The organism is Bradyrhizobium commune (genome assembly GCF_015624505.1).
Lineage (GTDB): Bacteria > Pseudomonadota > Alphaproteobacteria > Rhizobiales > Xanthobacteraceae > Bradyrhizobium > Bradyrhizobium commune.
Window position 1 is genome coordinate 6,768,437 of sequence record NZ_CP061379.1, and the last position, 25,710, is coordinate 6,794,146.

Annotated in this window: 26 protein-coding genes; 14 read left to right on the plus strand and 12 right to left on the minus strand. The window is 64.6% G+C overall.

The annotated features are described in order from the left end of the window. Positions 1 to 7 precede the first annotated feature (7 nt). Together ubiA and IC761_RS31770 are read right to left on the minus strand one after the other, a co-directional pair. Entirely contained in the window at positions 8 to 940 is a 933-nt protein-coding gene (gene ubiA / locus IC761_RS31765) for a 4-hydroxybenzoate octaprenyltransferase (protein WP_195800572.1), read from the minus strand. Continuing rightward, positions 937 to 1,608: a hypothetical protein gene (locus IC761_RS31770; protein ID WP_195800573.1), complete on the minus strand. Its 672-nt coding sequence runs from the start codon at positions 1,606 to 1,608 to the stop codon at positions 937 to 939. The genes ubiA and IC761_RS31770 overlap by 4 nt, the downstream gene beginning before the upstream one ends. Before the next feature lie 210 nt (positions 1,609 to 1,818). Between IC761_RS31770 and IC761_RS31775 the strand changes: the two genes are divergently transcribed. Next, positions 1,819 to 2,565 carry a 16S rRNA (uracil(1498)-N(3))-methyltransferase gene (locus IC761_RS31775; protein ID WP_195800574.1) on the plus strand — a complete coding sequence of 249 codons (747 nt, stop codon included), beginning with the start codon at positions 1,819 to 1,821 and terminating at the stop codon, positions 2,563 to 2,565. Here the strand turns inward: IC761_RS31775 and IC761_RS31780 are convergent. Together IC761_RS31780 and IC761_RS31785 are read right to left on the minus strand one after the other, a co-directional pair. Continuing rightward, complete coding sequence (locus IC761_RS31780) at positions 2,562 to 3,572, minus strand: helix-turn-helix domain-containing protein (protein ID WP_195804838.1); 1,011 nt, start codon at positions 3,570 to 3,572, stop codon at positions 2,562 to 2,564. The genes IC761_RS31775 and IC761_RS31780 overlap by 4 nt on opposite strands. Before the next feature lie 10 nt (positions 3,573 to 3,582). Continuing rightward, positions 3,583 to 4,035: a hypothetical protein gene (locus IC761_RS31785; protein WP_246791395.1), complete on the minus strand. Its 453-nt coding sequence runs from the start codon at positions 4,033 to 4,035 to the stop codon at positions 3,583 to 3,585. Positions 4,036 to 4,384: 349 nt separating this feature from the next. Here IC761_RS31785 and IC761_RS31790 point away from each other — a divergent pair, with 349 nt between their 5' ends. From IC761_RS31790 to IC761_RS31815, 6 genes are all read left to right on the plus strand, one after another. Next, a complete protein-coding gene (locus IC761_RS31790; protein ID WP_246791396.1) occupies positions 4,385 to 4,618 on the plus strand; it encodes a hypothetical protein in 234 nt (77 codons plus the stop codon). A 204-nt stretch (positions 4,619 to 4,822) separates the two neighbouring features. Then, positions 4,823 to 5,977, plus strand: coding sequence for an ATP phosphoribosyltransferase regulatory subunit (locus IC761_RS31795; protein ID WP_195800575.1), 1,155 nt, complete (start codon positions 4,823 to 4,825; stop codon positions 5,975 to 5,977). Then, positions 5,974 to 6,951: an ATP phosphoribosyltransferase gene (hisG, locus tag IC761_RS31800; protein ID WP_195800576.1), complete on the plus strand. Its 978-nt coding sequence runs from the start codon at positions 5,974 to 5,976 to the stop codon at positions 6,949 to 6,951. Before IC761_RS31795 ends, hisG begins: the two co-directional genes overlap by 4 nt. Before the next feature lie 97 nt (positions 6,952 to 7,048). Beyond that, entirely contained in the window at positions 7,049 to 8,104 is a 1,056-nt protein-coding gene (locus tag IC761_RS31805) for a glycosyltransferase family 2 protein (RefSeq protein ID WP_195800577.1), read from the plus strand. Beyond that, complete coding sequence (locus IC761_RS31810) at positions 8,101 to 8,946, plus strand: ChbG/HpnK family deacetylase (protein ID WP_195800578.1); 846 nt, start codon at positions 8,101 to 8,103, stop codon at positions 8,944 to 8,946. Before IC761_RS31805 ends, IC761_RS31810 begins: the two co-directional genes overlap by 4 nt. Before the next feature lie 124 nt (positions 8,947 to 9,070). Further along, positions 9,071 to 9,883 carry a DUF2076 domain-containing protein gene (locus IC761_RS31815; protein WP_195800579.1) on the plus strand — a complete coding sequence of 271 codons (813 nt, stop codon included), beginning with the start codon at positions 9,071 to 9,073 and terminating at the stop codon, positions 9,881 to 9,883. Positions 9,884 to 9,954: 71 nt separating this feature from the next. On the opposite strand, the gene IC761_RS31820 is transcribed toward IC761_RS31815, so the two are convergent. After that, positions 9,955 to 10,770, minus strand: coding sequence for a L,D-transpeptidase (locus tag IC761_RS31820; protein ID WP_195800580.1), 816 nt, complete (start codon positions 10,768 to 10,770; stop codon positions 9,955 to 9,957). 313 nt (positions 10,771 to 11,083) lie between these two features. Here IC761_RS31820 and IC761_RS31825 point away from each other — a divergent pair, with 313 nt between their 5' ends. Continuing rightward, the gene (locus tag IC761_RS31825) at positions 11,084 to 11,863 is read left to right on the plus strand and encodes a protein phosphatase CheZ (protein WP_195800581.1); all 780 of its coding nucleotides are present in this window, start codon (positions 11,084 to 11,086) and stop codon (positions 11,861 to 11,863) included. Positions 11,864 to 11,963: 100 nt separating this feature from the next. On the opposite strand, the gene IC761_RS31830 is transcribed toward IC761_RS31825, so the two are convergent. Continuing rightward, entirely contained in the window at positions 11,964 to 12,488 is a 525-nt protein-coding gene (locus IC761_RS31830; RefSeq protein WP_195800582.1) for a hypothetical protein, read from the minus strand. A gap of 319 nt (positions 12,489 to 12,807) precedes the next feature. On the opposite strand from IC761_RS31830, the gene IC761_RS31835 reads away from it, so the two are divergent. The 3 genes from IC761_RS31835 to IC761_RS31845 all read left to right on the plus strand — a co-directional run bounded on the left by IC761_RS31835 (position 12,808) and on the right by IC761_RS31845 (position 16,203). Next, positions 12,808 to 13,104, plus strand: coding sequence for a co-chaperone GroES (locus IC761_RS31835; protein WP_014491914.1), 297 nt, complete (start codon positions 12,808 to 12,810; stop codon positions 13,102 to 13,104). Positions 13,105 to 13,223: 119 nt separating this feature from the next. After that, the gene (gene groL, locus IC761_RS31840; RefSeq protein WP_195800583.1) at positions 13,224 to 14,855 is read left to right on the plus strand and encodes a chaperonin GroEL; all 1,632 of its coding nucleotides are present in this window, start codon (positions 13,224 to 13,226) and stop codon (positions 14,853 to 14,855) included. Between the two features lie 136 nt (positions 14,856 to 14,991). Beyond that, a complete protein-coding gene (locus tag IC761_RS31845) occupies positions 14,992 to 16,203 on the plus strand; it encodes a hypothetical protein (RefSeq protein WP_195800584.1) in 1,212 nt (403 codons plus the stop codon). Between the two features lie 8 nt (positions 16,204 to 16,211). On the opposite strand, the gene IC761_RS31850 is transcribed toward IC761_RS31845, so the two are convergent. Continuing rightward, positions 16,212 to 16,610, minus strand: a complete 399-nt coding sequence (locus IC761_RS31850) for an META domain-containing protein (protein WP_195800585.1) — start codon at positions 16,608 to 16,610, stop codon at positions 16,212 to 16,214. Between the two features lie 135 nt (positions 16,611 to 16,745). After that, on the minus strand, positions 16,746 to 18,410 hold the full coding sequence (locus tag IC761_RS31855) for an L-lactate permease (RefSeq protein ID WP_195800586.1): 1,665 nt from the start codon (positions 18,408 to 18,410) through the stop codon (positions 16,746 to 16,748). A 315-nt stretch (positions 18,411 to 18,725) separates the two neighbouring features. Here IC761_RS31855 and IC761_RS31860 point away from each other — a divergent pair, with 315 nt between their 5' ends. Further along, positions 18,726 to 20,480: an ABC transporter ATP-binding protein/permease gene (locus IC761_RS31860; RefSeq protein ID WP_195800587.1), complete on the plus strand. Its 1,755-nt coding sequence runs from the start codon at positions 18,726 to 18,728 to the stop codon at positions 20,478 to 20,480. Between the two features lie 218 nt (positions 20,481 to 20,698). On the opposite strand, the gene IC761_RS31865 is transcribed toward IC761_RS31860, so the two are convergent. After that, the gene (locus IC761_RS31865; protein ID WP_195800588.1) at positions 20,699 to 21,703 is read right to left on the minus strand and encodes a TorF family putative porin; all 1,005 of its coding nucleotides are present in this window, start codon (positions 21,701 to 21,703) and stop codon (positions 20,699 to 20,701) included. A gap of 246 nt (positions 21,704 to 21,949) precedes the next feature. Here IC761_RS31865 and IC761_RS31870 point away from each other — a divergent pair, with 246 nt between their 5' ends. Next, on the plus strand, positions 21,950 to 22,108 hold the full coding sequence (locus IC761_RS31870; protein WP_195800589.1) for a hypothetical protein: 159 nt from the start codon (positions 21,950 to 21,952) through the stop codon (positions 22,106 to 22,108). On the opposite strand, the gene IC761_RS31875 is transcribed toward IC761_RS31870, so the two are convergent. The 3 genes from IC761_RS31875 to IC761_RS31885 form a co-directional block, all read right to left on the minus strand. Then, positions 22,105 to 22,434 (minus strand): histone, encoded by a 330-nt coding sequence (locus tag IC761_RS31875; RefSeq protein ID WP_195800590.1) that lies wholly within the window; start codon positions 22,432 to 22,434, stop codon positions 22,105 to 22,107. The two genes, IC761_RS31870 and IC761_RS31875, sit on opposite strands and share 4 nt — an antisense overlap. A gap of 70 nt (positions 22,435 to 22,504) precedes the next feature. After that, on the minus strand, positions 22,505 to 23,827 hold the full coding sequence (gene glcF, locus IC761_RS31880; RefSeq protein WP_195800591.1) for a glycolate oxidase subunit GlcF: 1,323 nt from the start codon (positions 23,825 to 23,827) through the stop codon (positions 22,505 to 22,507). Beyond that, positions 23,824 to 25,062: an FAD-binding protein gene (locus IC761_RS31885; RefSeq protein ID WP_195800592.1), complete on the minus strand. Its 1,239-nt coding sequence runs from the start codon at positions 25,060 to 25,062 to the stop codon at positions 23,824 to 23,826. The genes glcF and IC761_RS31885 overlap by 4 nt, the downstream gene beginning before the upstream one ends. A 277-nt stretch (positions 25,063 to 25,339) precedes the next feature. Between IC761_RS31885 and IC761_RS31890 the strand changes: the two genes are divergently transcribed. Continuing rightward, the gene (locus IC761_RS31890; protein WP_195800593.1) at positions 25,340 to 25,675 is read left to right on the plus strand and encodes a putative quinol monooxygenase; all 336 of its coding nucleotides are present in this window, start codon (positions 25,340 to 25,342) and stop codon (positions 25,673 to 25,675) included. The last annotated feature ends 35 nt before the right edge of the window (positions 25,676 to 25,710 follow it).

The following is a 25,710-nucleotide window of genomic DNA, read 5'->3' on the forward strand; positions in this document are numbered from 1 at the left end:
AGCGAAGCTACGCCGCCCGCATCACCGCGTCGGCGAGCAATCCTGCAAGCAGCAACAGCCCCGCTTTCTTGTTCGACTTGAACAGGCGGAGACAAAGCGCGGGATCGTCGATCCTGAGCCGCACGATCTGCGACGCCAGATGCGCAGCGAAGGCCGCAAGCCCGAGCCAGGCCGGCCAGCGCGCATCGCTAGACGCCAGCGCCACACCGATCAGCATCACCGCTAGGCCGTAGAACAGGATCAGAGCCTGGTGCGTATGCGCGCCGAACAGGCGTGCGGTCGATTTGACGCCGATCAGCGCGTCGTCCTCGGCGTCCTGATGCGCGTAGATCGTGTCATAGCCGATCACCCAGGTGATCGCGCCGGCATAGAGCACCAGCGCCGTCACATCGATGCGTCCGAAGGTGACGGCAAATCCCATCAACGCGCCCCAGGAGAAGGCGAGGCCCAGGAAGACCTGCGGCCACCAGGTAATCCGCTTCATGAAGGGATAGATCGCGACGATCAGAAGCGAGGCGATGCCGGTCGCAACCGCGAAGCGGTTGAATTGCAGGAGCACCACGAGCCCGATCAGCGCCTGCGCGACCATGAAGGCCAGCGCCTGCTTCGTGCTCAGCTGCCCCGACGGCAGCGGCCGCGAGCGCGTGCGCTCGACCCTGGCATCGAGATCGCGGTCGGTGATGTCGTTCCAGGCGCAACCGGCGCCGCGCATCGCGAAGGCGCCGACGAAGAACAGGATGATGGTGAGCGGCAGGCGGCTGACGTCGTGCGCCATCGCACTCGCGAGCGCCGCCGACCACCAGCACGGCATCAGCAACAGCCATGAGCCGATCGGACGATCGAAGCGCGACAGCCGCAGATACGGTCGCGCCCATGGCGGCGCGAGCGTATCGACCCAGTTGCCGGTGGAATCGGCAACGCGGGCGCTCACGTCGCTCATCGGGTGAGGACGTTGCCGTTAAGCGTGTCGAAGGTGCTGCCGCCCTTCTTGCCGGCATTGGCCTCGGGCGCCGAGCCCGAACCCAAGACCTCGCTCAGAGACGGGCCGGCCGGACCGCGCGGCTGGTTCTGCATCTGCTGCGCAACGTTGCAGACCTTCGCCTGCATGGCCTCTGTGTTCTTGTGGCCGTTCTTCATCTGGTCGCCGACCTGGGCCGGAATCCCGCATTTGGCGGCATTCGCCTCGACATACTTGATCATCTTGAATTCGGCCTGACTGAAATTCTTGATCAGCTTGCAGGCCTCGTCCGGCGCAGCATGACGGTCGCTCGCGGCCTTGATCAGCTTGCCGCGTTTCTCGGCTTCCTCGCGCAGCGGCATAAAAGCCTTCATGCAATCCTCGCCGGGGCCGCCCTGCGTCGGCGGAGCTGCGCTGAAGCCGCCTCCACCGATCGGAGCAGCGCCGTTGGCGGGGAAGGAGGCTTGCGGCGCGGTGCCGACGGATGCGACCGGGGCCGAGCCGTTCACGGGCGGAAACGCGGAATCGGGCGCAGTCTGACCTGGCAGCGGCGCCGGGAATCCCTGGGCCTGAGCGCCCGCGGCACCCATGACAACCATGGGGATGGTGACCATGGCGGCGGCGATCGGAACCATCAAACGACGGATCATCAAGATAGTCTCTCCGGCAGGAGCTACGGGGTTCGGCGTCTTCCCAATTGAAGCGCAACCAGCGTGTTCGCTTTTTTACGATTCCCACCGGCGCTTAACAACCCGTCGAATAGGGCAATAGCGCGGCGCGGAGACGCACCAGTTTGGCAATATTTACCCCCGAAATGGCTGCTTTCGGTTAAGAACGGCGGCAAATCGGACTTTTGATCAATGCCTGCCTTCGATTTTCGCGGCCCTCGCCTGTTCATCGACGCCCCCCTCGCCCAGGACACCAGGGTCGAGCTCGACCGTGACCAGAGCAATTATCTCGGCAATGTGCTCCGGCTGGCCGCAGGCGCCGAGGTGCTGGCCTTCAACGGCCGCGACGGCGAATGGCAGGCCGCGATCGAGGGCCGGAAGCGGCCGGACGTCCTGGTGATCCTCCAGCAGACCCGCCCCCAGGACCGGCTACCCGACCTCGCCTACGTCTTCGCCCCGCTCAAGCATGCCCGGCTGGATTACATGGTCCAGAAGGCCATCGAGATGGGGGCCGCCACGCTGCAACCGGTCCTGACCCGGTTCACCCAGGCCTCCCGCGTCAACACCGAGCGGATGCGCGCCAACGTGGTCGAGGCAGCGGAACAGTGTGGCATTTTGAGCATCGCCGCGGTTGCCGAACCGGTGCCGCTGGAGCGGTATCTCAGTCAGCGCCCCGCGGGCCGCCTGCTCATCTTCTGCGACGAGGCAGCGGAGGTCCAAAGCCCCGTTCAAAGCCTGCAAGACGCAAGCAAGGCCGGCCAGGGCGTCGACGTGCTGATCGGCCCTGAAGGCGGCTTTGCCGAGGAAGAGCGCGCGCTGCTGCTGCGGCAGCCGAACATCCTAAGGCTGGCCATGGGTCCGCGGATCATGCGGGCTGACACCGCCGCGGTGGCAGCGTTGGCGCTGGTGCAGGCGGTGCTGGGCGATTGGGGCGGCTAAATTGCCTCCCGCATCGCGCGATGCAGTGTCTCGGACGGCAACTCACCGAACGCCGCTCTGTAGCTCGCCGCGAACTCGCTCAAATGCCAGAAGCCGTGCGCAATCGCACAGGCCTTGACGCTGCGCCGCTCGGGGCCGATGCGCAGCTGCTTGCGCACCGACCAGAGCCGCAAGACCCGGCTGTAGCGATGCGGGCTCATGCCGCAGATCGCCTGGGTCGCACTCTGGAGCGTGCGAACGGACACGCCCACGCGCTGCGCCATTTCGGTCGTCTTGTGCCAGATCGTCAGATCATTCCGGATCAATGCCTCCATCTCCGCAACGATCCGCCGATAGCTGTCCGCTGTGGAGTGCGCAGGCCCGCTGTTCACGCTGGTCCGGATGGCAGCATCGATCGTACTGAGCAGGGATTGTTCGACAGCGGTTCGCGACGTCGGCCCGTCGAAAAAGTCTGGATCATAGGCTGCGGTTTCGAGCGCGGTCGAAATCGAGCGACGCAGGGAACCGAGCAGGTCCGATGCCGGCTTCAGCAAATAATAGCCGTCAGCCAGTTGCGCCCAAGGCTCACGCTCGGGCGAACTGAAATAGACAACGGCCATCAGGCGCCCCTCCGGCTCATAGACCAGGCAGTCGGATTGCCCCTTGAGAATGACCACTGAACTACCGATGGTTTGCCCGTTGATGCGGGTCGCGCTCACGTCATCCATCGGCACCACCACCGCGACGGCATTCATCAGCTGATAGCCGCGAATGATCCGCGGGAACGTCTTCACCAGGGACAGGGTCAGGTTCGGCAGGCCGAGCCGGGCACGCATGATTGCAGTCGCCCCGGCAGACAAGGGCATGCTCGACGCACCCGCATATTTCTCGCTTTCGCCGAAATGATCGATGTCAAACGATTGGAGCTCGAGCGCCGAGGATGCCCTGAGCCCCTGGAACGTCAATACGTCGTTCGCTGCTCTTCTTTGCGATCTGGCGCGGGCAATGTCGAGATGGCGTTGATCCATGTCCGGCCGCTTACTTCGCCTTTCTCGCGGATGCAGCGTCCTTGGGGGCACGCAGATCATCCGGTCCGTTGATGCCGGCGCGCTTGAGATCGCGAAGCAGCTTCGTGAGCAGCAGCATGTTGGTCTTCTGCAGTTCGTGGTTGTTTCCGAACCTGAAGGCGTTCTGCTCGGTCACGATGAGTCCGGCTTTGGTCTCGGCGAGAATCTTTCGCCTCTTCAATCCGGTCACGCGACGGCGAACCGTCTCGAGTGGAAGGCTGAGAAAGCGCGAGAGTGCTGCACGAGACACTCCTTGCTTGATCACATCCGGCTCGACCGCGTGAATGCTGGAAAATTTCTCGTCCAGTGACGGATCGTTCATCACATTGATGACGTTCGCATTGAGAATCGCATGAACGATGAGAAGGTCCATCGGGTCGAATTCGTCGTAGTACCGGAACATCTCGCTGATCGAGAACAGCATATAGGCGAGCGTATGTCGCGAGACCGTCCGAGTAATGTCTGATGCATTGCGCATGAATCGGAAACCAACATTCACATTGTAAACGAAGGCAGCGGCAAGCGGGTCATCCCGCATACCCAAAATGAGTATGCGACAACTTGCCAGCCGTCCTCAATTTCTCATTGTGGCGTTGGCCTGCTGTTGCAGGTGCATTGAATCGCGTGGGTCGAGCAATTTCGCGATGGCAATGAGGACCGTCGGCGTGCGTGCCCGAGCGGTGCCTCCGAAACTTAAATGCACGACCGCCGGATCTAACCGTTTCGACGAGGCCCGCTCCATTCAGACGGCGGTCGCGCAGGATCACATGGCCATGGAAGACGGCATCGAATCCGACATGTGGCGACGCGAGGAATTGCGACTGATCAAAACGTTCATCGGGATCACGGACCCGCGCAAAAGGCAGAGGATTCTCGAACTGGCAGAGCAACTGGCGGACGAGGCGTCGTCAGACGCAGCAGGTCATGGTTTCGCCGCGACCGACGCGCCACTTGCAGGAGCGTCCGTCGGCGCTTCGGGCTCAGCTTGCGACGAAACCGGATGCTAATGAAATAAGGTATCAAGCTACCTCACGGCAAACCCGAGCTTTGCCGCCCATCGATGGCTCAGCCTCGCTCCGATACTGTTAAGCGATTGATCTATTGGAGGTCGAAACCGCCATCGACCCATGCTAAGGGCTGCGCCAATCCGAGTGCCTCCCTTTGGCCTTCCCCTTGCCCAGCCCGGTTCCACCGGGCCGATGGACCCCGAGATGACCGCGAGTGCCACCTCAAATGCTGCCGGCTCCGCCGCCTGGGCGGATACGCTGCTGTTGTCGTTCGGGCAGGCCGGCTACGTCCGGGCCGAGCCCGCCATCCTGCAACCGGCCGAGCCGTTCCTCGACCTCTCCGGCGAGGACATCCGCAAGAGCCTGTATCTGACGACGGATCTCTCGGGCGAGGAGCTCTGCCTGCGCCCGGATCTGACCATCCCCGTCGCGCGCGACTACCTCGCCTCGGGACGCGCCGGCCAGCCGGCCGGGTTCAGCTATCTCGGTCCGGTGTTCCGCTACCGCAGCGGCCAAGCCAGCGAATTCCTGCAAGCCGGCATCGAGTCGTTCGGCCGCCAGGACCGCGCCGCGGCCGATGCCGAAATGCTGGCGCTGGCGCTCGAGGCCACGTCGGCCTTCGGCGTCCCTGACGTCGAGATCCGCACCGGCGACGTGGCGCTGTTCAACGCGTTGCTCGATGCGCTCGACCTCTACCCGGTCTGGCGCCGCCGGCTGGTCAAGGACTTCAACCGCAAGATCAGCCTGGAGCAGGATCTGGAGCGGCTGGCGCGCACGACCGCCACCACCCGCAGCGAATATGAGGGCGTGCTGGCTGCGCTCGCCGGCTCCGACCGCAAGGCGGCGCTCGCCTTCGTCACCGATCTGATGTCGATCGCCGGCACCACCAATGTCGGCGGCCGCACCACCGCCGAGATCGCCGACCGCTTCCTCGAGCAATCGACCTTGAAGGGCGGCGCGCTGCCGCGCGAGGCGATCGCCGTGCTAAAGCGCTTCCTGTCGATCGCGGGCAATCCGGACGACGCCATCGCCGAGCTGCGCGCGCTCACGGCTGACGCGAAGCTCGACATTGCCGCGGCGATCGACCAGTTCGAGAGCCGCGTCGGGTTCATGGCGGCGCGCGGCATCGACGTGAAGGCAACACGCTTCTCGACCGCGTTCGGGCGCGGCCTCGACTATTACACCGGCTTCGAGTTCGAGCTGCATCACAGGGGCAACGGCGCCGAGCCGCTGGTCGCCGGCGGTCGCTACGACCGGCTGCTGACGCAGCTTGGATCGTCCGAGCCAATCGCCGCCGTCGGCTTCTCGGTCTGGATCGACACGCTAACCCGGGTCGGCCGCAAGGAGCTCACATCATGAGCGCGCCATTCGTTCTGGCCGTTCCCTCCAAGGGCCGCCTTCAGGAGAACGCCGAGGCCTTCTTCGCCCGTGCTGGCCTCAAGCTGTCGAAGGCCGGCGGCGCCCGCGACTACCGCGGCACCATCGCGGGCCTCGACAATGTCGAGGTCGCCTATCTGTCAGCGAGCGAGATCGCCGCGCAGCTCGCCCGCGGCTTCGCGCATCTCGGCGTCACCGGCGAGGACCTGGTGCGCGAGAACATCGCGGATGCCGACAAGCACGTCGCCCTGATCGACGGGCTCGGCTTCGGCTATGCCGACGTCGTCGTCGCGGTGCCGCAGGCCTGGATCGACGTCCGCACCATGGCCGATCTCGACGACGTCACCACCGGTTTCCGCGAGCAGCATCACATGCGGATGCGGGTCGCGACCAAGTTCATCAACCTCACCCGCGCCTTCTTCCAGAGCCACGGTATCGTCGACTACCGCATCGTCGAGAGCGCCGGCGCGACCGAAGGTGCACCGGCGGCCGGCGCAGCCGAGATGATCGTCGACATCACCACGACCGGCGCCACGCTCGCAGCCAATGGGCTGCGGGTGCTCGACGACGGCGTGATCCTGCGCAGCCAGGCCAATCTGGTCGCCGCGAAGGGGGCCAACTGGACGCCTGAGGCGCGCGAGACCGCGCGCGTCATCCTCGATCACATCGCGGCGCGGGCCCGGGCCAACAAGTACCGCGAGGTCCGCACCCGCTTCCGGCAGTGCGACGCGGCCTTGCTGGACCAGGCCCACAAAAGGTTCGGGGTCGAAACGCCGTTCGGCGGCCCGACCTCGTCGGGCATGCTGACGCTGCACTGCCCACCGGGGCAGCTCTATGGGCTCGCGAGCTTCCTGCGCGAACATGGCGCCGAGACCGTCTCGGTGGTCTCGCTCGACTACGTGTTCGATCGGGAGAACCCGCTCTTCGCCAGGCTCGAGGCGTTCCTGCGGCAGTGAGCCTCAGGTCCGTTCAGCATGGCGACAGCAAGTCGCAGCTACCATATGCTGTGGGACACCTCGCAAGAAGATTTAAACGCCTCTGGAACCTTGATCGATGACGCTGGGCTCTGACGTTTCCGCCCTGACGACCACCGCGACGAGCGCCGCCGCGAAGGGGCTGTCGATTGTCGTCCCCGTCTACAACGAGGCGGCGGGCCTGGCCTCCCTGCACCAGCGCATCTGCGATCTCGCGAAGACCTTGCGGCAGCGCTATCGGCTTGCTTGCGAGGTCGTCTATGTCGACGACGGCAGCGCGGACGCGACGTTGTCGATCGCCCGTGGCCTGCCGGCCGATGCGATCGACGTCCAGGTGGTGTCGCTGTCGCGCAATTTCGGCAAGGAGGCGGCGCTGATGGCCGGCCTCGACCACGCCCGGCTCGGCGCCGTGATGTTCATGGACGGCGACGGCCAGCATCCGCCGGCGCTGGTCGAGCAGCTGGTGCGGCACTGGATCGACGACGGTTACGACGTCGTCTACACCGCCAAGGCGCATCGCGACAACGAGACCTTCCTGCGCCGGCTCGCCGTGCACGGCTTCTACGCGCTGATCAATTGGGGTGCGCGCCAGAAGATTCCGGAAGACGCCGGCGATTTCCGCCTGCTCTCGCCGCGTGCGGTCGCAGCCCTTCGTCAACTCCCCGAGCGCAACCGCTTCTTCAAGGGGCTCGCCAGCTGGATCGGCTTCCGCCAGATTCGCGTCGACTACGAGCCCGCCCCGCGCGTCCATGGCGTGACGACCTTCAACGCCACGCGCCTGCTCGGCCTGTCGATCGAAGGCCTGACCTCGTTCTCGGTGGCACCGTTGCGCTTTGCCAGCCTGCTCGGCGTGATCCTCGCCGGCGGCGCCTTCCTGTTCGGCCTCTCGATCCTGTGGGAGGTCTGGACCACCGGCAAGCAGGTGCCTGGCTATCCCTCGCTCGTGGTCGGCCTGATGACGATCGGCGGCGTGCAGCTGATCATGATCGGCATCGTCGGCGAATATATCGGCAAGATCCTCTCCGAGCTGAAGGCGCGCCCGATCTACTTCGTCGCCGAGCACAGCGAAAAGCATCTTGAGGCCGTCAAGGCCGACAAGGAGGCCGACGCGTCGAGCCGGACGGCGGCCGAATGAGCGCGGCCGCGAGCCCGCGGCGAATCTGGCTCTGCGCCGACGATTACGGCATCAGCCCGGGCGTCAACCGCGCCATCCGCGACCTGATCGAGCACGGCCGCCTCAACGCGACATCGGTGATGATGGTGGGCCCCGCGATCGAGCGCGGCGAGGTCGACGCGCTCGCGACATCGGCGAAGGCGAGCCCACGCTGCGCGATCGGACTGCATGTGACGCTGTCGGCGCCGTTCCGGCCGCTGACCATGCATTTCCGTCCGCTCGACGGCGACATGTTTTTGCCGTTTCCGAAACTGCTGCGCGCCGGATTGGCGCGGCGGCTCGACCGCGAGTTCTTTCGCAACGAGGTCAGGGCGCAGCTCGCCGCCTTCGCGGAAGCCTTCGGCCGCGCACCGGACTTCGTCGACGGCCATCAGCATGTGCAGCTGTTTCCGCAGGTGCGCGACGGCTTTGTCGATGCGGTCACTGAGGTCGCGCCAAACGCCTGGGTGCGACAGGGCGGGCGGGACTTGCCGTTGGCGCAGCGGCTGGCCTCACCCAAAGCCATGGTGCTCGACATGCTGAGCGCACAATTCCGCCGCTGCGCCGGCAGCGCCGGCCTCAGCTTCAATCCAGCTTTCGCCGGCGCCTATGACTTCACCCGCGCGGCCGATTTCGGCGCGCTGATGCGGCAATTTTTGGCGGGCCTGCCGGACGGCGGCCTCGTGATGTGCCACCCCGGTTTTGTCGACGATATCCTCAGAGGTCTCGATCCGATGACTGACGTCCGCGAACGCGAGCATGCCTATCTCAAAGGCGATGCGTTCCCGCAGCTGCTGGCCGCCAGCAACGTGACATTGGGATGAACCCGGCAAAGGCAAGCGGCGGGGCAGCTTGTCGCATACCGAAATTTAATCCAGCCGCCACTTTTGGGGCCACAATGGAACCCTACATCTCGGTCGCGCTTGATTGGCGCGAGGGAGATTGACCATGACGCCGCAGGAACGCCAGCTCGTTGACGAGCTTTTCGACCGGCTTTCGAAACTCGAGAATGCACCGCGCGATCCCGACGCGATCACCGCGATCTCGGACGGCTTGCGCAAGGCGCCCGGCGCGATCTATGCGCTGGTGCAGACCACGCTGTTGCAGGACGAAGCGCTCAAGCGCGCCCATAATCGCATCCAGGAGCTGGAAGCGGCCCATGCGCCCGCGCAGGCCCAGTCCGGCGGCTTCCTCGATACCATGCGCGACACCCTGTTCGGCTCGAGCCCCTCGCGCGGCTCGGTTCCCAATGTACCGCCGCGTGATCAGCGGCCGGTGTGGAACAGCGGCCAGACGATGCAGCAGGCGCAGCCCGGTTACGGCCAGCCGCCTTATGGACAGGCTTATGGTCAGGGCCAAGGGCAAGGTTACGGCGCGCCGCCGGTCGGCGGTGGCGGCGGCTCGTTCCTCGGCACGGCAGCTGCGGCCGCGGCCGGCGTGGTCGGCGGCTCGCTGCTGCTCTCCAGTATCCGCGGCATGATGGGCGGCGGATCGCATCAGGCATTTGGTGACACCACCATCATCGAGGAGCGCGGAGGCGGTAGTCCTTGGGGCGGTAGCGACCAGTCCGGCGGCTCGCTCGCGCGCGACGCCGGCCTCAACGATATCGGATCGAACCGGGATTCGCGTCAGGGCTTGTTCGATCAGACGTCGAACGACCGCGACGACAACGATCAGGACCACGATAACAACGACAATATGGACACGGCCGACGACAGCGACTTCGGCGGCGGAGACGATGGCGGCAGCGATTACGCGTGAGGCTGCTCGATAGTCCCAAAACAGAAACGGCCGCCGATGAGGCGACCGTTTTCATTTCAAACATCAGATGATCACATCACCACGACCCTGGTGCCGACATTGACGCGGCCATAGAGGTCGATGACGTCCTCGTTGCGCATGCGGATGCAGCCGGAGGAGACGTTGGTGCCGATGGTCCAGGGCTCGTTGGAGCCGTGGATGCGGTAGAGCGTCGAGCCCAGATACATCGCGCGTGCGCCGAGCGGATTTTCCGGACCGCCTTCCATGTGCCTGGGAAGGTCGGGACGGCGGGCGATCATTTCCGCCGGCGGCGTCCAGTCCGGCCATTCGCGTTTCGCCGTGATCGACTTCACGCCGGTCCAGGTGAAGCCCTCGCGTCCGACGCCGATGCCGTAGCGCATCGCGCGGCCGTTGCCCTCGACGAGATAGAGGAACTTGTTCGAGGAATCGACCACGATCGTGCCGGCAGTTTCCTTGCCGCTATAGTCAACGAGTTGCTTCTCGAACTTCGGATCGAACGCACGCTGGCGCGGATCGACCGCCTCCTGCTGGAGGCCCGCGCCTTGCTGATATCCACCCTGCATCTGCGGGTCGCCCATCGGCGGTAGGCGGCGCGGATCGTAATAGGCCGGCTGCTGCTGATACATCGGCTGCTGCGGCGCATAGGCCGGGCCGCGGCCGGGGCCGTCGCCGAACAGGAATTCGATGAAGCCGCCGCCCATGTTGGCATTGGAGGCGACGCGCACCGGCGCCGGCGGCACCCGCGGCTGATAGAGCACCGCGGGCGGATCGTTCGGCACCGTGTTGTCGAAGGCGCTGGCGCTGTTGGCGCCGGCCATGAAGGTGCAAGCGCTGCCGAGCAGCGCGACAGACATTTTCTTGAACATCGACGTACTCTGTACTGTTTCGTCTAGTTGCATTCGCCGCCGAACGCGTTGGCTGATCCGCACTCGCGACGTGGTCAATAAAGAGCAAAAGCCGTTTCGTTTGGTAAACGGAAACGGCGTTTTGATTCACCACGTCGCGAGCGGAGGGCCAATTTGGCGATCAGCGTTTATTTTCGATGAACGCGAGAAGCGCATGGTTAACCGCCGGTTTTCGCACCGTCGCGCGCGGCCGCACAACAGTTCCTGCTGTGAACTTCGTGTTAAATCGCTTCTGCCTACAAAGACGCGTGAGTGAGGTGGGGGGAGTATCCTGATGGCTGTTCACCGCAAACGTTTTCGTGTCGAAGATATCGTCGGTGGCGAGATGCCGATTCTTGATGTAACCGAAGAGGCAACCCCGATGCATAGCGAGATCATGGCGGAGCTGCGCGCGATCCGCGCACAGATGGCAAAGGGCGCGGTCCCGATGTCCGGCAGCGCGGCCATGGCGGCGATCGACGCGTCCACGGCCCACGAGCTTTCCGAAGCACGCACCATGCTCGATACCTATCGGGCGCAGATCGAGCAGTGCGAGAAGCTGAAGGTCGAGCTCGACCTCATCCACGACGCCATCGACCGCACCAAGCGCGAGATCGCGACCCTGCACGGCAAGAGCTTCGACGGCGGCGAGATGGCCAAGGTCAATGGCGAACTCGGCGCGGTGGTCGGCGGCACCGAGCAGGCGACCCAGCAGATCCTCGAAGCGGCTGAATCGATCGATCAGGCGGCCAGCGCGATGTCCAAGGTCGACTCGGTCGACCAGCAGAAGCGGCTCGCCGACGACATCCAGGAACGCGTCATCTCGATCTTCGAGGCCTGCAACTTCCAGGACCTGACCGGCCAGCGCATCAGCAAGGTCATGACCACGATGAAGTTCATCGAGCAGCACATCAATGCGATGATGGACATCTGGGGCGGCGTCGACGCGATCAAGGCCCACGTGCCGGCGCCGGTCGACCAGCGCAGCGACGACGAGAAGCTCCTCAACGGCCCGAAGCTCGCCGGCGACGTCGGGCATGCCTCGCAGGACGACATCGACGCGCTGTTCGACTGAGCGGACGCGACAAAGGGAAAACAAAACGCCGGCGCGAGCCGGCGTTTTTTTATTGCTCTCGTCACGCTCGCAATGACGCGTGGTTAGGACCGTATCCCGATCACGCCCTCGGCGCGCAGCGGACGTAGACCATGTTGCCGTAGCGGGTGGCGGCGTCCTTGTCGACGAAGCGGGTGATCATGACGCGGCCGTCGAAGGAGACGATCTCGCGGTCCTGCTCGCCAGGGGTCGGGCCGGACGGGCCGATATAGTTCTTGCCGCTCGGCGAGCCCTTCAGCCGCAGCTCCTGCGGCGTGGCCTGGTCGGCGAGATGCATGACCACGCCGCCGGACGTGCCGGCGCCGATCACGTAAGGGTTCTTGCACTGCGCCCGGGCCGCAGCCTCGGTGCGGGCGCGGTCGGCAGGGTTCTGGAATGAGGCGAGGCCCCAGCGGCCGACGATCTCGTCGGCGCGGATCGATGCCGGCATTTCCGGCGCGGTGCCGGGCTCGGCCTCGGGCGCAGGCTGGGACGAGGAGAAGGACGGCAGGCTCAGGCCGCCGCCGCCGCAGGCGCCCAGCAGCAGCGCCAGGCATGAGGCGGCCGCCAGATTGGCAACCGTGCGCGCGTGAGCTGAACTGATCATGGCATTCCCCCGAACGAGACCATGGCCGCACCCCTCCTGCAGCCAAGCGCAAAACCGCTGCCGTAGCAATGACGTCGTAATATACGCCCGCGCCGGAATCGAGTTTCCGTAGACACCATCCTATATCCGCCTCACCAATCGCTTAACCACCTTTGCTTGACAGGATCGCAGCCAAGCCATATTCCCGGGCGCACTATTAGCACTCGGAAAGACCGATTGCTAAGCGCACTGTTCGATCCTCGGGACGAGGGTCGACGGGAGCGCCGCCCTCACCCACTTCCGCTGCTTTCGGAAAAGCGAGCCTCCAAAGGGAAACTTCATGGCTAAGTCCAAATTTCGTCCGCTGCATGACCGTGTCGTGGTCAAACGTATCGACGCCGAGGAAAAGACCAAGGGCGGCATCATCATCCCCGACACCGCCAAGGAAAAGCCGTCCCAGGGCGAAGTCGTCGCCGTCGGCCCCGGCGGTCGCGACGAAGCGGGCAAGCTGATCCCGATCGACCTCAAGGTCGGCGACCGCGTGCTGTTCGGCAAATGGTCGGGCACCGAGGTCAAGATCGACAACGAGGAGCTCCTGATCATGAAGGAGTCGGACATCATGGGCGTGATGGCCTAAGGCCGATCGCCTGAACAGCCGCTGAATGCCGGTGCCCGGGTCCCGACGATCCGGGCATCCATCATTCCGCCGCTCAGCACGACACAAGACACATCACGAAACACGAGGGATTGCAGACCATGGCTGCCAAAGACGTCAAATTCTCCGGAGACGCGCGCGATCGCATGCTGCGCGGCGTCGACATTCTCGCCAACGCCGTCAAGGTGACGCTCGGCCCGAAGGGCCGCAACGTCGTCATCGAGAAGAGCTTCGGCGCGCCCCGCATCACCAAGGACGGCGTCACCGTCGCCAAGGAGATCGAGCTCGAGGACAAGTTCGAGAACATGGGCGCCCAGATGGTGCGTGAGGTCGCCTCCAAGACCAATGACACCGCCGGCGACGGCACCACCACCGCAACCGTGCTGGCCCAGGCCATCGTGCGCGAAGGCGCCAAGTCGGTTGCTGCCGGCATGAACCCGATGGACCTCAAGCGCGGCATCGACATCGCCGTCAATGCCGTCGTCAAGGACATCGAAAAGCGCGCCAAGCCGGTCGCCGCCTCCTCCGAGGTCGCCCAGGTCGGCACCATCTCGGCCAACGGCGATGCCGCCATCGGCAAGATGATCGCGCAGGCGATGCAGAAGGTCGGCAACGAGGGCGTCATCACCGTCGAGGAGAACAAGTCGCTCGACACCGAGGTCGACATCGTCGAGGGCATGAAGTTCGACCGCGGCTATCTGTCGCCCTACTTCGTCACCAACGCCGAGAAGATGACCGCCGAGCTCGAGGACGCCTACATCCTCCTGCACGAGAAGAAGCTCTCGGGCCTTCAGGCCATGCTGCCGGTGCTCGAAGCCGTGGTGCAGTCCGGCAAGCCGCTCGTCATCGTCGCCGAGGACGTCGAGGGCGAGGCGCTGGCCACCCTCGTGGTCAATCGCCTGCGTGGCGGCCTCAAGGTTGCCGCCGTCAAGGCGCCGGGCTTCGGTGACCGCCGCAAGGCGATGCTGGAGGACCTCGCGATCCTGACCGGCGGCCAGCTGATCTCCGAAGATCTCGGCATCAAGCTCGAGAACGTCACGGTAAAGATGCTGGGACGCGCCGGCAAGGTGGTGATCGACAAGGAGAACACCACGATCGTCAAGGGCGCCGGCAAGAAGCCGGAGATCGAGGCGCGCGTCGGCCAGATCAAGGCGCAGATCGAGGAGACCACCTCGGACTACGACCGCGAGAAGCTCCAGGAGCGCCTCGCCAAGCTCGCCGGCGGCGTCGCGGTGATCCGCGTCGGCGGCGCCACCGAGATCGAGGTCAAGGAGAAGAAGGACCGCGTCGAGGACGCGCTCAACGCCACCCGCGCCGCGGTGCAGGAAGGCATCGTCCCCGGCGGCGGCGTCGCGCTGCTGCGCGCCAAGAAGGCTGTGGGGCGTCTCACCAACGCCAATGCCGACGTCCAGGCCGGCATCAACATCGTGCTGAAGGCGCTGGAAGCTCCGATCCGCCAGATCTCGGAGAATGCCGGCGTCGAGGGCTCGATCGTGGTCGGCAAGATCCTGGAGAACAAGTCGGAGACCTTCGGTTTCGACGCCCAGACCGAGGACTATGTCGACATGGTCGAGAAGGGCATCATCGATCCCGCCAAGGTGGTGCGCACCGCGCTCCAGGACGCCTCCTCCGTGGCCGGCCTGCTGGTGACCACCGAGGCGATGGTCGCCGAAGCGCCGAAGAAGGACGCCCCGCCCGCCATGCCGGCCGGCGGCGGCATGGGCGGTTTCTAAGCCCTCCGTTCCATTGCAATGATGCGAAGGCCGCCTCCGGGCGGCCTTCTTTTTGTCGACCATGGGCTGCGCTTCAACCGGCGGCCAAAACCCACTACGGTGGCGCGCCGATTCTGTTTCCGCGAGGATTTCGCCGATGCGCGCGCTTCTGATTTGCTCCACCGCCGTTTTGGCGATCCTGCTTGCCGTTTCGCCCGAACGCGCGTCCGCCCAGATGAAGCTGTCGCCGAAGGCCGCGGCGCCGGGCGGCACGGAGACGCGCTATTTCACCTCGATCGACGGGCTGATGGACGGCAATGCCGACGTCATCCTGAAGGAGACCAGGTCCGGCAAGACGGTGACGGCAGCGGTGCTCGACGTCTGTTACCCTGTCGCGAAGAATTCCGACCGCAAGGACCGCTTCGTCGTCAATCTCCAGGTCGCGGGCCAGACGCTGACCGGCACCACCTCGAGCCTTGGCGAGAAGGCCCCGGTCACCGTCAAGCTGATGCGCAGAGCCACCGGAGACACCTTCGAATTCCGCGGTCAGATCGGCATCGGCGGGGTCGTGACCGAGGTCGCCTCACCCGACAATGCCGATTTGAGCGAAAAGGAATTTCAGGACAACCAGACCACCGACGACGGCATCACGCCGCAGCCGAAGGATTTTACCGAGGTCTCGCCGGAGGCAATCGCGGTCAAGGTCAAGCTCGATGCTGCGACCGACTTCCTGAAGAGCCTCAGGGGCCAGGACGTCGAGGTGACGCTGGCGAGCCTCAGCGTCGGCTGCGACGCGCTGCGCGCCGGCGAGCAGACCGTCAACATGTCGGTCGATCCGGAGCGCGCAGCCGCGCTGCTGGCGAAATTCAAGGCGATGTCCGGCGTCACCGCAGTGGGCTGGACCGCAGGGTTGATGGAGATGGACCGCACCATCCGCATCGCCGCCGCCGACTGGCGCGACGGCGACAAGGTCAACCGCGACAAGCTTGCAGCCGCGGTTGCGGGCGTGCTGAGCAAGACGCTCGCGGCGAAACCGGTCTCGCAGAGCTTCAGCCCTACCACCGGCAAGCTCAAGCTGGTGTTCAAGCGGCCGAACCAGGATTTCCCGGCACTCGAGCTGACCGATACGATCGAGGTCTCAGGCCTCGTCTCCGCCGACAAGCCGGGCACCACCGACAGATTGATGGTCTGGATCGGCAACCCCTCGACCACCACGGCTGACGAAAGCACCGGCGCCAAGCTCAACGTCTCGGACGAAGCCGCGGCCGACGACGAAGGCGACCAGCCCGACGACAATGGCTCGATCGAGGCGCTCGCCAAGGAGCTGAAGGGCCAGCGCTGGGACGCCGACAAGTCGGTGTGGAAGTGACGTAAGCCTCAATTCCCGTTCGCGCGAAACCGCAACGGCTTCGGGCCGATCAGCGTGAGCACGTCGCCCTGGCGCTTCCAGGTCTCGACACTGCTGAGCGCAGCGACAAGATCGTCGTCGGCCAGAGCCCTTGCGGGCGGACAGGAACGATCCTGAATTGGGCCGGGGACGAAGATCACGGTGTTGCCGGCTACCGAAAACTGGCCCTTGCCGCCCTTGCACCAGAGCTCCAGCACGACCTCGCCATTGTCGCCGATCTCGATGTTCGGAATCCGTTTCGAGCCGGGCTGCGGCACGGCTTCCAGCGTCATCTCGGTGCCGAATGGAAAACCATCCTCGGAACGCGCTGCAACCGTCATCGACAGCAGCGCGACCGCTGCACAGACCAACCGCTTGAACGAAACCATGAGACCTCTCGACCGACCCGATTTGCCGGGTCTTCTATAGGACGGCGATGCCTTTGAGAAGGTTCGTCGATTCGAGACAGGAAAATCCCCGCGGGCCGGGACCCGCGGGGATTTCGTCGCAACTCCCTCGTCGCGTTACTTCAGCACCAGCGCCGTGAACGGATAGACATAGGCCTGCAACGTCACGAGCACGCCGACGAGACAGGCGAGCACGATCGAGTGCCAGAACACGAAGCGCAGGATGGTGCCTTCGTGGCCATACCAGTTGGTGGCGGTGGAGGCGACCACGATCGACTGCGCGTCGATCATCTTGCCCATGACGCCGCCGGACGAGTTCGCCGCGCCCATCAGGATCGGCGACAGGCCGAGTTGCTGGGACGTGATCTTCTGGAGATTGCCGAACAGGATGTTCGAGGACGTATCCGACCCGGTCAGAGCCACGCCCAACCAGCCGAGCAATGTGCCGAAGAAGGGGTAGAGCACGCCGGTTGCGGCAAAGGCGAGACCGAGCGTCGCGTCGACGCCGGAGAGGCGCGTCAGCGTACCGATCGCGAGCATCGCCGAGATCGTGATCAGCGAGATCGCGCAGAGCCGGATGGTGCGGCCATATTCGGTCAGCAGCCGGCCCGGCCCGACGCCCATCAGGAAGCCGGAGATAATGGCCGCGATCAGCATGCCGGTGCCAGTGAAGGACAGGTAGGTAAAGCCGAACACCGCCGCCTCCTTGGTCGGCCCTGGCGCCACCGGCGGCATCTTGTTGATCATCTGGTGCAGCTCGGGAACGGGATAGTTCCAGACGAAAATCGAGTTCGCCCAAGTCTTGAAAGCGCCGTTGCCCCAGACCAGCATCACGATGCAGACGATGATCCACGGCAACAACGCGCTGAACAACTCACCGGAGGTGAGCGGCGTCTTGTCGAGCGGCTTTGCAGCCGCCATCGTGGCCGCCGATTCATCGCGGCCGCGCAGCGCCGGCGACAGCCAGAGCTGCCTCGGCTGCCAGACGCGCAGGAACAGGATCAACGCGCCCATCGAGATCAGCGATGCGCCGATGTCGACGATCCAGGGATTGACGTAGTTCGAGATCACGAATTGCGGGATCGCGAAGGAGACGCCGGTGACGAGAATCGCCGGCCAGATGTCCTTCATGGCCTTCCAGCCCGCAAACGCCCACACCACCCAGAACGGCACGATCAGCGAGAAGAACGGCAATTGCCGTCCGACCATCGCGCCGAGGATGTAGGGATCGAGCCCCGTGACCGAGGCGAGCCCCTGGATCGGCGTGCCCAGCGCGCCATAGGCGACCGGCGCCGTGTTGGCGATCAGCGACAGACCGGAAGCTGCAAGCGGCGAGAAGCCGAGGCCGATCAGCACCGCGCCGGTGATCGCAACCGGCGTGCCGAAGCCCGAGGCGCCCTCGAAGAAGGCGCCGAATGAAAAGGCGATCAGCAGCAATTGCAGCCGCCGGTCCTCGGTGACGCCGCCGACCGCGCGCTTGAGAAGCTCGAAGCGTCCGGTCGTCACCGTCACCTGGTAGAGGAAGATGACGTTGAGAACGATCCAGCCGATCGGAAAGAAGCCGGTCACGATGCCGAGGATCGAGGCGCGGATCGACATGTTCACCGGCATGGTGAAGACGAAGATCGTGATCAAATTGGTCACGATCACGGCGATGACCGCGGCGATATGAGCCTGAACGCGCCCGCTCGCGATCAGGACCAGCAGCGTGACGACAGGTACCGCCGCCGCGATGGTCGACAGCACGGGGCTGTGCAGCGGATCATAGATTTGATTCCACATGGTCTTCCTCCCCCACGCATATGTGTGGCAGGCGGCCCGCGTGGACAGCCGAACCTGCTTGACGCTGGAAGCGATAACCCCCGAGTTGGATGCGAATTCCTCGCGAATGCATGCGGTTCCCGTCCGCTCACAAGCTCGCGAAGTCCCGGAGCCCCCACCCCGCGCCGTTAAAGCCCATGCTAGGGTTGCAAGCCCGCCCAAGCCAACGCAAATTGCACAATCTGCGACTTTAGTCTAAGCGCGCTTATTTCCGGCGTTGCCTCAAGCCTTTGGCTCAGGGCATTTGCCCACATCCCCTCCAGGAGACAGAGCTCTGTGAAGAACATCAGCGCCACGCTCGCGATCGTCTGGCGAATCGCCGGCCCCTATTTTCGATCCGAGGACAAATGGGCGGGTCGCGGCCTGCTCGTCGCAGTCGTTGCGATGGAGCTGGCGCTGGTAGCGATTAATGTCCTCGTCAGCCAGTGGCAGAACCGGTTCTTCAGCGCGATCCAGGAATATCAATTGGATCAGTTCGTCAGAGAAATCTGGATCTTTCTTGGCCTTGCTTCCATCTACATCGCGCTGGCGGTCTACAAGCTGTACCTGAACCAGTGGCTCCAGATTCGCTGGCGGCAATGGCTGACGAAACATTATCTCCGCGAATGGCTCGACGGTGCCACGCACTATCGCATGCAGCTCAAGGGCGACGCCGCAGACAATCCGGATCAGCGTATCACCGAGGACGTCAAGAACTTCGTCGAGCAGACGCTGGTCATCGGCCTCGGCCTGCTGTCGTCAATCGTGACGCTGGCCTCGTTCGTCGTCATCCTCTGGGGTTTGTCCAACAAGGCGCCCCTGCACCTTTACGGCACCGATATCGTCGTCCCCGGTTTTCTGGTCTGGTGTGCGCTGGTTTACGCAATCCTCGGTACGGCGCTGACGCATTGGATCGGCGCCCCGCTCATCAACCTCAATTTCGAGCAGCAGCGCTTTGAAGCTGATTTCCGCTTCAACCTGATCCGTGTGCGCGAAAATTCCGAGCAGATCGCCCTTTTGAAAGGTGAGAGCGCGGAGCGAGGCCAACTTTTGCAGCGCTTTGGTTTCGTCATCGGCAACTGGTACGCGATCATGAGCCGGACCAAGCGCCTCACCGCCTTCACGGCAAGCTACAGTCAGGCCGCAGTGATCTTTCCCTATGTGGTGGTGGCGCCGGCTTATTTCGCCAAGAGAATCCAGCTCGGCGACATGATGCAGACCGGCTCGGCGTTCGGCAGCGTGCAGGATGCGCTGTCCTTCTTCGTCACGGCCTACCGCTCGATCGCCGAATGGCGCGCGATCGTCGCGCGTCTCGACGGCTTCGAAATGTCGGTCAGCTCGGCGGTCAACCTCGCGGCACACGAGCCGACCATCAGCGTTGCACCATCGAACGGCAGGGCGATCACACTCAAGCAGTTGCTGGTGAAACTGCCGAACGGCGAGCCGCTGGTCAGCCTGGATGCCTTCGCGGTCCAGCCGACGGAGCGGGTGCTGGTGACTGGGCCATCCGGCTCCGGCAAGTCGACCCTGTTTCGGGCCGTCGCCGGCATCTGGCCGTTCGGCAGTGGGGCGATCGGCATCCCCGAGAAAACCAGGCTGATGATGCTGCCGCAACGACCATATTTCCCGATCGGCACACTCGGAGACGCCATGGTCTACCCGGCCGAGCACGGCACAATCGCGCCCGAGAGGATGGCAGAGGCGCTGACGGCGGTCGGCCTGCCACGTCTGGCAAAGCGGCTGGACGAAGAAGGCCACTGGAACCGGATGCTGTCGCTCGGCGAACAGCAACGCCTGGGATTGGCCCGCGCGCTGCTGCATGCGCCGGATTATCTGTTCCTGGACGAGGCAACGGCCTCGCTCGACGAGCCTTCCGAGGCCCGGCTCTACCGGCTGCTGGCGGAGAAGCTGCCGCAAGCCACCATCGTCTCGATCGGCCACCGCTCGACGCTCGACGCCTTCCACACCCGCAAGGTGACGATGGTGGAGGACGGCGACATCCACGTTCTCGGCGACGAGCCGGCCAAGGCGGAGCCAAGCACGGTGCGCTAAGGCGCGAGGCACGGCGGGCCAACGGGCTATCGCATCGACAGGACCGAGGGGCGGCTCCCTTGCCCCTCGACCTGTGGTCCTTATTCAGGCCTCGTCATTGCGTGGAGCGCGTGCGCCGCTCTCTCGCTCGCACTTTGACGCGCAGGCCCCCACCTCGCCGCAAAGCAAAAGGGCGGCAGATTGCTCTGCCGCCCTCGGGAGTCGTCTCGGGAAGAAACTTACTTCAGGTTGCTCATCGCCGTCAGGTCGAAGGACAGCTTGGCAACACCAGCCGCGCCGCACCAGTTGGAGCCAGCGCCGCCCGGGTTGATCGGGGTCACGCTGGTGGTGCCAGTGGCGTTGAAAGCGCTGGTGAAGGCGTTGCAATCACCCTTGTTCAGGTCGGTGTCGGAGTAACGCAGATCCAGCGTGAACACCTTGTAGGTGAAGCCGATGCCGATGTTCCAGGTGTTGTAGTCCTTGTAGGGAATACCGTTGGCGAACACGGTGCCCGCGCCGGTGCCGTAGAAGGCGTCCGACGTACCGAACCACTGACGGCCGAACTCACCCGACACGTACATGCCGACGCCGGAGGCGCCGAAGACGGTGCTGGGCGCGGTGTACTTGGCGGTCAACGAGGCGTAGTTGCCCCAGGCACCCGAATTCAGGAAGTTCGGCGAGTAGTACTCGGTCGCGCCGACCGTAAAGCTGTCGTTGATGGTGTAGTTCACCTTGCCGTAGACTTCGAAGAAGCTGACGTCCTTCTTCATGACGTTGCCGTCGGCGAGGAAGATCGTGGTCGTGCTGACGCCGCAGACGTTGCCGCCGGGAATTCCGCCAGTGAGCACGTTGTCGGCGCAGCTTCCGCCCGGATACAGGTAGCCCCAGACGCCGATGTCGAAGGCGAACGCGCCGAAGGTCGGCCGGATACCGCCGTAGATGTCGACTTCAGCCGCGGCGCGGTTGGCGAAGGAAATGCTCTCGGCCGAGACGCCGACGTAGAGCTGCAGGTCCTTGTTGATGTTGTAGCGCGGCTCGAAATAGGCCGCCACTGACGGCTTGTGATTCGACTGCGTGACGCCGCGGAAGATGTAATCGTTCATGATCGCGCCGCCGAAGGCGACGTCCCAGGGATCAAATGCGGGCGCCGGAGGGGCCTTCATTGCCTTCAAGGGCATGTCCGCCGCGAAAGCCGAGCCCGTCACCATTGCCAGCGCCGTTGCCAACAAAGTCACTTTCTTCATTTCGATCCCCATCACCAGTTCTTACTCAGTCGGTTTCCCGGAAGCCCCCCGGGGCGTACGACCCGTCTGCAAAATTGCGTTACCGCGGCAATCTGTATTGAGGGATGCAAACCGTGAAGCAAAAAACACGTGCATCTGCCGACTTTTTAGGCGTTCCGACGATTCCACGAAAGGTTGTCAGCCTGTGTGGCTTCTGGATCACATTATTTTCACTCCGGAGTGCACAAAGAGACCGGATTATTGCGGATGCCCGCCGTCCCGTGGCGTGAGCGCGACGAATCGGGCTGGCGTCAAAAATGGCAGCCGCCCGCTGCTGCGGCAGCGATGCAAAAAGGCCGCAGCGTCGCCGCTGCGGCCTTCCTGTTGTTGATCGTCGTCCCGGGATGGAGCCAGCCCTTGGCTTAACCCTGACCCTCGGCCGGCGTCGGTTCCGCAGAAGACGAAGGCATCGCCCAGCTCGTCTCGGCGGCCGGCTCGGGAGCCGGCGCTGCCGGCTTCGGTGCGGGAGCTGCCTTCGCCTTCTTCGGAGCCGCTTTCTTCGCAGCCTTCTTCGGCGCCGCCTTCTTTGCCACCGACTTCTTGGCTGACTTCTTGGCGGCCTTCTTCGCAGATTTCTTCGCAGACTTCTTCGCGGTCTTCTTGGCAGCCTTCTTCTTCGTCGCCTTCTTCGCCGCTACGACCTTCTTGGCCTTTTTGGCCTTCTTGCTTTTTTTCTTTTTCGCTTTCGCCATCGTGGTCCTCCTGTTGCCGCCGAACAATGGTCGATCAGGCGTCCTTCTGCCGTCACCTCGGGAGGAAAGCTCAGCTCGACGCAGTCAATGCCGGCCGCGACCCGCCCGTAGCCCAATCGAGAAGCTCAATCGTGTGTACGACCGGAACTGACGTGCCACTGGCAATCTGCACCATGCAGCCGATATTGCCCGCGGCAATCATGTCCGGCTTGACGCTTGCGATGTTGGCGACCTTGCGATCACGCAACCTGCCCGCAAGCTCGGGCTGGAGAATGTTGTAGGTCCCCGCCGAACCGCAACACAAATGACTCTCCGGGACATCTTTCACCACGAATCCATTCTTGGAAAGCAATTCTTTCGGAAGGCTCGTGATTTTCTGTCCGTGCTGCAGCGAACACGCGGAATGATAGGCCACGACGACGTTGTCCTGTCGCGTCGTCGGAGCTAGTCCGAGCACGGCGACGTATTCGGTGATGTCCTTTGCGAGCGCGGAAACCCGCGCGGCATCGGCGGCAAGCGCGTGGTCCTCGCGCAGCAGATAGCCGTAGTCCTTGATCATGGTGCCACAGCCGGACGCCGTCACCAGGATGGCGTCGAGCCCCTCGCCTGCCGCCTCCGCACTCCACGCCGCGACATTGGCGCGGGCGCGTGCGAGCGCATCGTCGTCGTGGCCGAGGTGATGGGTCAGCGCGCCGCAGCATTGCTCGTCCCTGACCAGCACGACCTCGATGCCGTGGCGGGTGAGAAGGCCGATGGCCGCCTGGTTGATGCGTGGCGCCAGCACCTGCTGGGCGCAGCCCTGGAGCAACGCGACCCGGCCGCGCTTCTTGCCGAGCGCTGCGAACACGCTGCCCGGGAGAGGGCCAGGCGACGGCAGCCGGTCTGGGGCCAGCGCCAGCATCGCCTTGATGCGCTGGATCAGACCGGGCGTCGCCGACGGCCGCGGGGTCGGCAGGAAGACGGCGAAGGGCCGGGCCAGCCTCGCCAGCCGCATGCTGAGGCGGAACCGCTGCGGATCGGGCAGCACGAAGGCGAGCACCTGCCGCAACAGCCGCTCGACCAGCGGCCGCTGATAGCTCTGCTCGATCCTGACCCGCGCCTGGTCGACGAGGTGCATGTAGTTCACCCCAGAGGGGCAGGTCGTCATGCAGGACAGGCACGACAGGCAGCGGTCGACATGCTTGACCACCTCGGCTGTCGGCGCCTGGTCCTTCTCCAGCATCTCCTTGATCAGGTAGATGCGGCCGCGCGGGCTATCGAGCTCGTCGCCGAGCAGCACATAGGTCGGACAGGTTGCAGTGCAGAAGCCGCAATGGACGCAGGCGCGCAGGATCTTGTCGGCCTCCGCGATGTCGGGATCGGCGAGCTGCGCGAGTGAGAATTCGGTCTTCATGCCACAGCGCCCCGCGTCTGCCGTCCACGGTTCAAAATGGTCTTCGGATCGAAACTGGCGCGGACCCGCTCGCTCAGGGCGGCAACCCCGGGTGCCTGCGGATGGAACACATCGATCGCACGCCTGACATCCTCGGCCGCCCGGATCAGCGTTGCGTGCCCGCCGACGGCATTGGCGTGCAGGCGCACGGCCGGCGCATGCGCATCGCCCTTCGGCGGCAGCGCCGCCCAGATCAGCCCGCCGCCCCAATCGTAGATCACGTCGCCGCCGGTCTCGCGCGCCAATTGCGCACCGAGCGCCGCGCCTGAGGCCGGCGGACAAACGATCCGCCAGACCGGCCAGGCGCCGAGCGCACCGCTCGCCGCAAATGGCAGCACGTCGCGGACCATCGCCCACAACGCGGCGGACGCCGCGTCGTCGATCAGGGTCGCAGTTCCGAACGGCGCCAGCAATTCGCGGAGCGAGCCAGCCCGGTGGGCGGCGGAGGCCGTGATGCCCTCAAGCCGCAGCGCGGTCAGCGCCTCACCCTGGCCCGCGATATCGCCGAGCCCGTCAGTGCTGGCCCGGAACGCCGATTTCGGCAGGTGCGCCGCAGCAGAGACATCGAAGGGCGAGCCGAGCGCCGCGGTCATGGCCTTGTTGGCCGTGGCATCGTCGAGCCCGCGCAACAGCAACGTCCGCTCGGCCTCCGGCTTTGGCATCACCTTCAGCGTCACCTCGGTCATCACCGACAGCGTTCCCCAGGAACCCGCCAGCAGCTTGCAGAGATCGTAGCCGGTAACGTTCTTCACCACCTTGCCGCCGGTCTTGAAGCTGTCACCGAAGCCCGAGACCGCATGCGCCCCCAACAGATGGTCGCGCGCCCCGCCTGCCTTGATGCGGCGCGGGCCGGCAAGGCCCGCCGCGATCATGCCGCCGATGGTGCCCAGCGCGGGCGTGCCCAAGAGCGGCGCGGTGTTGATCGGCTCGAAGGCGAATTGCTGGTTCTTGGCGTCGATCAGCGACAGCACGTCGGCCAGCGGCGCGCCGGCCTGGAGCGTGACAATCAATTCGTTGGGTTCGTAGGACGTGACCGCGTTCAGCGCGGAGAGGTCGAGCACGGCGTTGGTCGCCATCGCGTGGCCGATGCTGCGCTTGCTGCCATGACCGATGATCTCGAGCGGCTGCTCGTTGGCAATCGCCGCGCGCACAACCTCTTCGACGTCTTTGGCGTCTCTGACCCTGAGCGTATCCACGCTGCTAGCGGGTAACGAAATTCGTCGCCAAAATCAAATGCGGCGTGACGCCGGCGATCATTGCCGGCGCGATGGCGGTCCGGCCCGCGACGAAAATCCATCAGGCCCCCCTGCGAGATCCAACCGCAACGCTTCGATCATGGTCGAAGCGTTCACGACATCGACACTTCGATCACCGGCGAACCAAACCCTGCGGGCCATCGCTACAAGGTTGCGCCATGGATGTCGTCGTCATCTCAAGCCCAGATCTCAAGCCCAGCAGCAAGGAGCGAGGACCATGAACCACTATGCCACGCAGAAATCGATCAGCGACGCCGTCGACGGCGGCGGCCTGCTCGTCGTCGCGCAATGGGAGGCGAAGCCGGGCGAGTCCGACAAAATCGCCGCGATCCTCGACCGCTTCCTGCCGGAGGCGCAGCGCGAGGACGGCGTCAAGCTGTTCCTGATCTCGCGCGCCAAAGAGAATCCGGCTCAGTTCCTGTTCTACGAGCTGTTCCGCGACGAGGCGGCGTTCAAGGCGCATCAGGAGAGCGCACATTTCAAGACCTACATCGCCGGCGAAGCCCTGCCGCTGCTGGCGAAGCGCGAGCGGGCGCAATACGGGATGCTGTGAGCCTGAACGCTCCAAGCACCGCGGCTTGAGCCGCG

Bases quoted from the DNA above. Each gene is read 5' to 3' on its own strand.
- ubiA (WP_195800572.1), bottom strand. From the start codon at position 940: ATGAGCGACGTGAGCGCCCGCGTTGCCGATTCCACCGGCAACTGGGTC.
- IC761_RS31770 (WP_195800573.1), bottom strand. From the start codon at position 1,608: ATGATCCGTCGTTTGATGGTTCCGATCGCCGCCGCCATGGTCACCATC.
- IC761_RS31775 (WP_195800574.1), top strand. From the start codon at position 1,819: ATGCCTGCCTTCGATTTTCGCGGCCCTCGCCTGTTCATCGACGCCCCC.
- IC761_RS31780 (WP_195804838.1), bottom strand. From the start codon at position 3,572: ATGGATCAACGCCATCTCGACATTGCCCGCGCCAGATCGCAAAGAAGA.
- IC761_RS31785 (WP_246791395.1), bottom strand. From the start codon at position 4,035: ATGCTGTTCTCGATCAGCGAGATGTTCCGGTACTACGACGAATTCGAC.
- IC761_RS31790 (WP_246791396.1), top strand. From the start codon at position 4,385: ATGGAAGACGGCATCGAATCCGACATGTGGCGACGCGAGGAATTGCGA.
- IC761_RS31795 (WP_195800575.1), top strand. From the start codon at position 4,823: ATGACCGCGAGTGCCACCTCAAATGCTGCCGGCTCCGCCGCCTGGGCG.
- hisG (WP_195800576.1), top strand. From the start codon at position 5,974: ATGAGCGCGCCATTCGTTCTGGCCGTTCCCTCCAAGGGCCGCCTTCAG.
- IC761_RS31805 (WP_195800577.1), top strand. From the start codon at position 7,049: ATGACGCTGGGCTCTGACGTTTCCGCCCTGACGACCACCGCGACGAGC.
- IC761_RS31810 (WP_195800578.1), top strand. From the start codon at position 8,101: ATGAGCGCGGCCGCGAGCCCGCGGCGAATCTGGCTCTGCGCCGACGAT.
- IC761_RS31815 (WP_195800579.1), top strand. From the start codon at position 9,071: ATGACGCCGCAGGAACGCCAGCTCGTTGACGAGCTTTTCGACCGGCTT.
- IC761_RS31820 (WP_195800580.1), bottom strand. From the start codon at position 10,770: ATGTTCAAGAAAATGTCTGTCGCGCTGCTCGGCAGCGCTTGCACCTTC.
- IC761_RS31825 (WP_195800581.1), top strand. From the start codon at position 11,084: ATGGCTGTTCACCGCAAACGTTTTCGTGTCGAAGATATCGTCGGTGGC.
- IC761_RS31830 (WP_195800582.1), bottom strand. From the start codon at position 12,488: ATGATCAGTTCAGCTCACGCGCGCACGGTTGCCAATCTGGCGGCCGCC.
- IC761_RS31835 (WP_014491914.1), top strand. From the start codon at position 12,808: ATGGCTAAGTCCAAATTTCGTCCGCTGCATGACCGTGTCGTGGTCAAA.
- groL (WP_195800583.1), top strand. From the start codon at position 13,224: ATGGCTGCCAAAGACGTCAAATTCTCCGGAGACGCGCGCGATCGCATG.
- IC761_RS31845 (WP_195800584.1), top strand. From the start codon at position 14,992: ATGCGCGCGCTTCTGATTTGCTCCACCGCCGTTTTGGCGATCCTGCTT.
- IC761_RS31850 (WP_195800585.1), bottom strand. From the start codon at position 16,610: ATGGTTTCGTTCAAGCGGTTGGTCTGTGCAGCGGTCGCGCTGCTGTCG.
- IC761_RS31855 (WP_195800586.1), bottom strand. From the start codon at position 18,410: ATGTGGAATCAAATCTATGATCCGCTGCACAGCCCCGTGCTGTCGACC.
- IC761_RS31865 (WP_195800588.1), bottom strand. From the start codon at position 21,703: ATGAAGAAAGTGACTTTGTTGGCAACGGCGCTGGCAATGGTGACGGGC.
- IC761_RS31870 (WP_195800589.1), top strand. From the start codon at position 21,950: ATGCCCGCCGTCCCGTGGCGTGAGCGCGACGAATCGGGCTGGCGTCAA.
- IC761_RS31875 (WP_195800590.1), bottom strand. From the start codon at position 22,434: ATGGCGAAAGCGAAAAAGAAAAAAAGCAAGAAGGCCAAAAAGGCCAAG.
- glcF (WP_195800591.1), bottom strand. From the start codon at position 23,827: ATGAAGACCGAATTCTCACTCGCGCAGCTCGCCGATCCCGACATCGCG.
- IC761_RS31890 (WP_195800593.1), top strand. From the start codon at position 25,340: ATGAACCACTATGCCACGCAGAAATCGATCAGCGACGCCGTCGACGGC.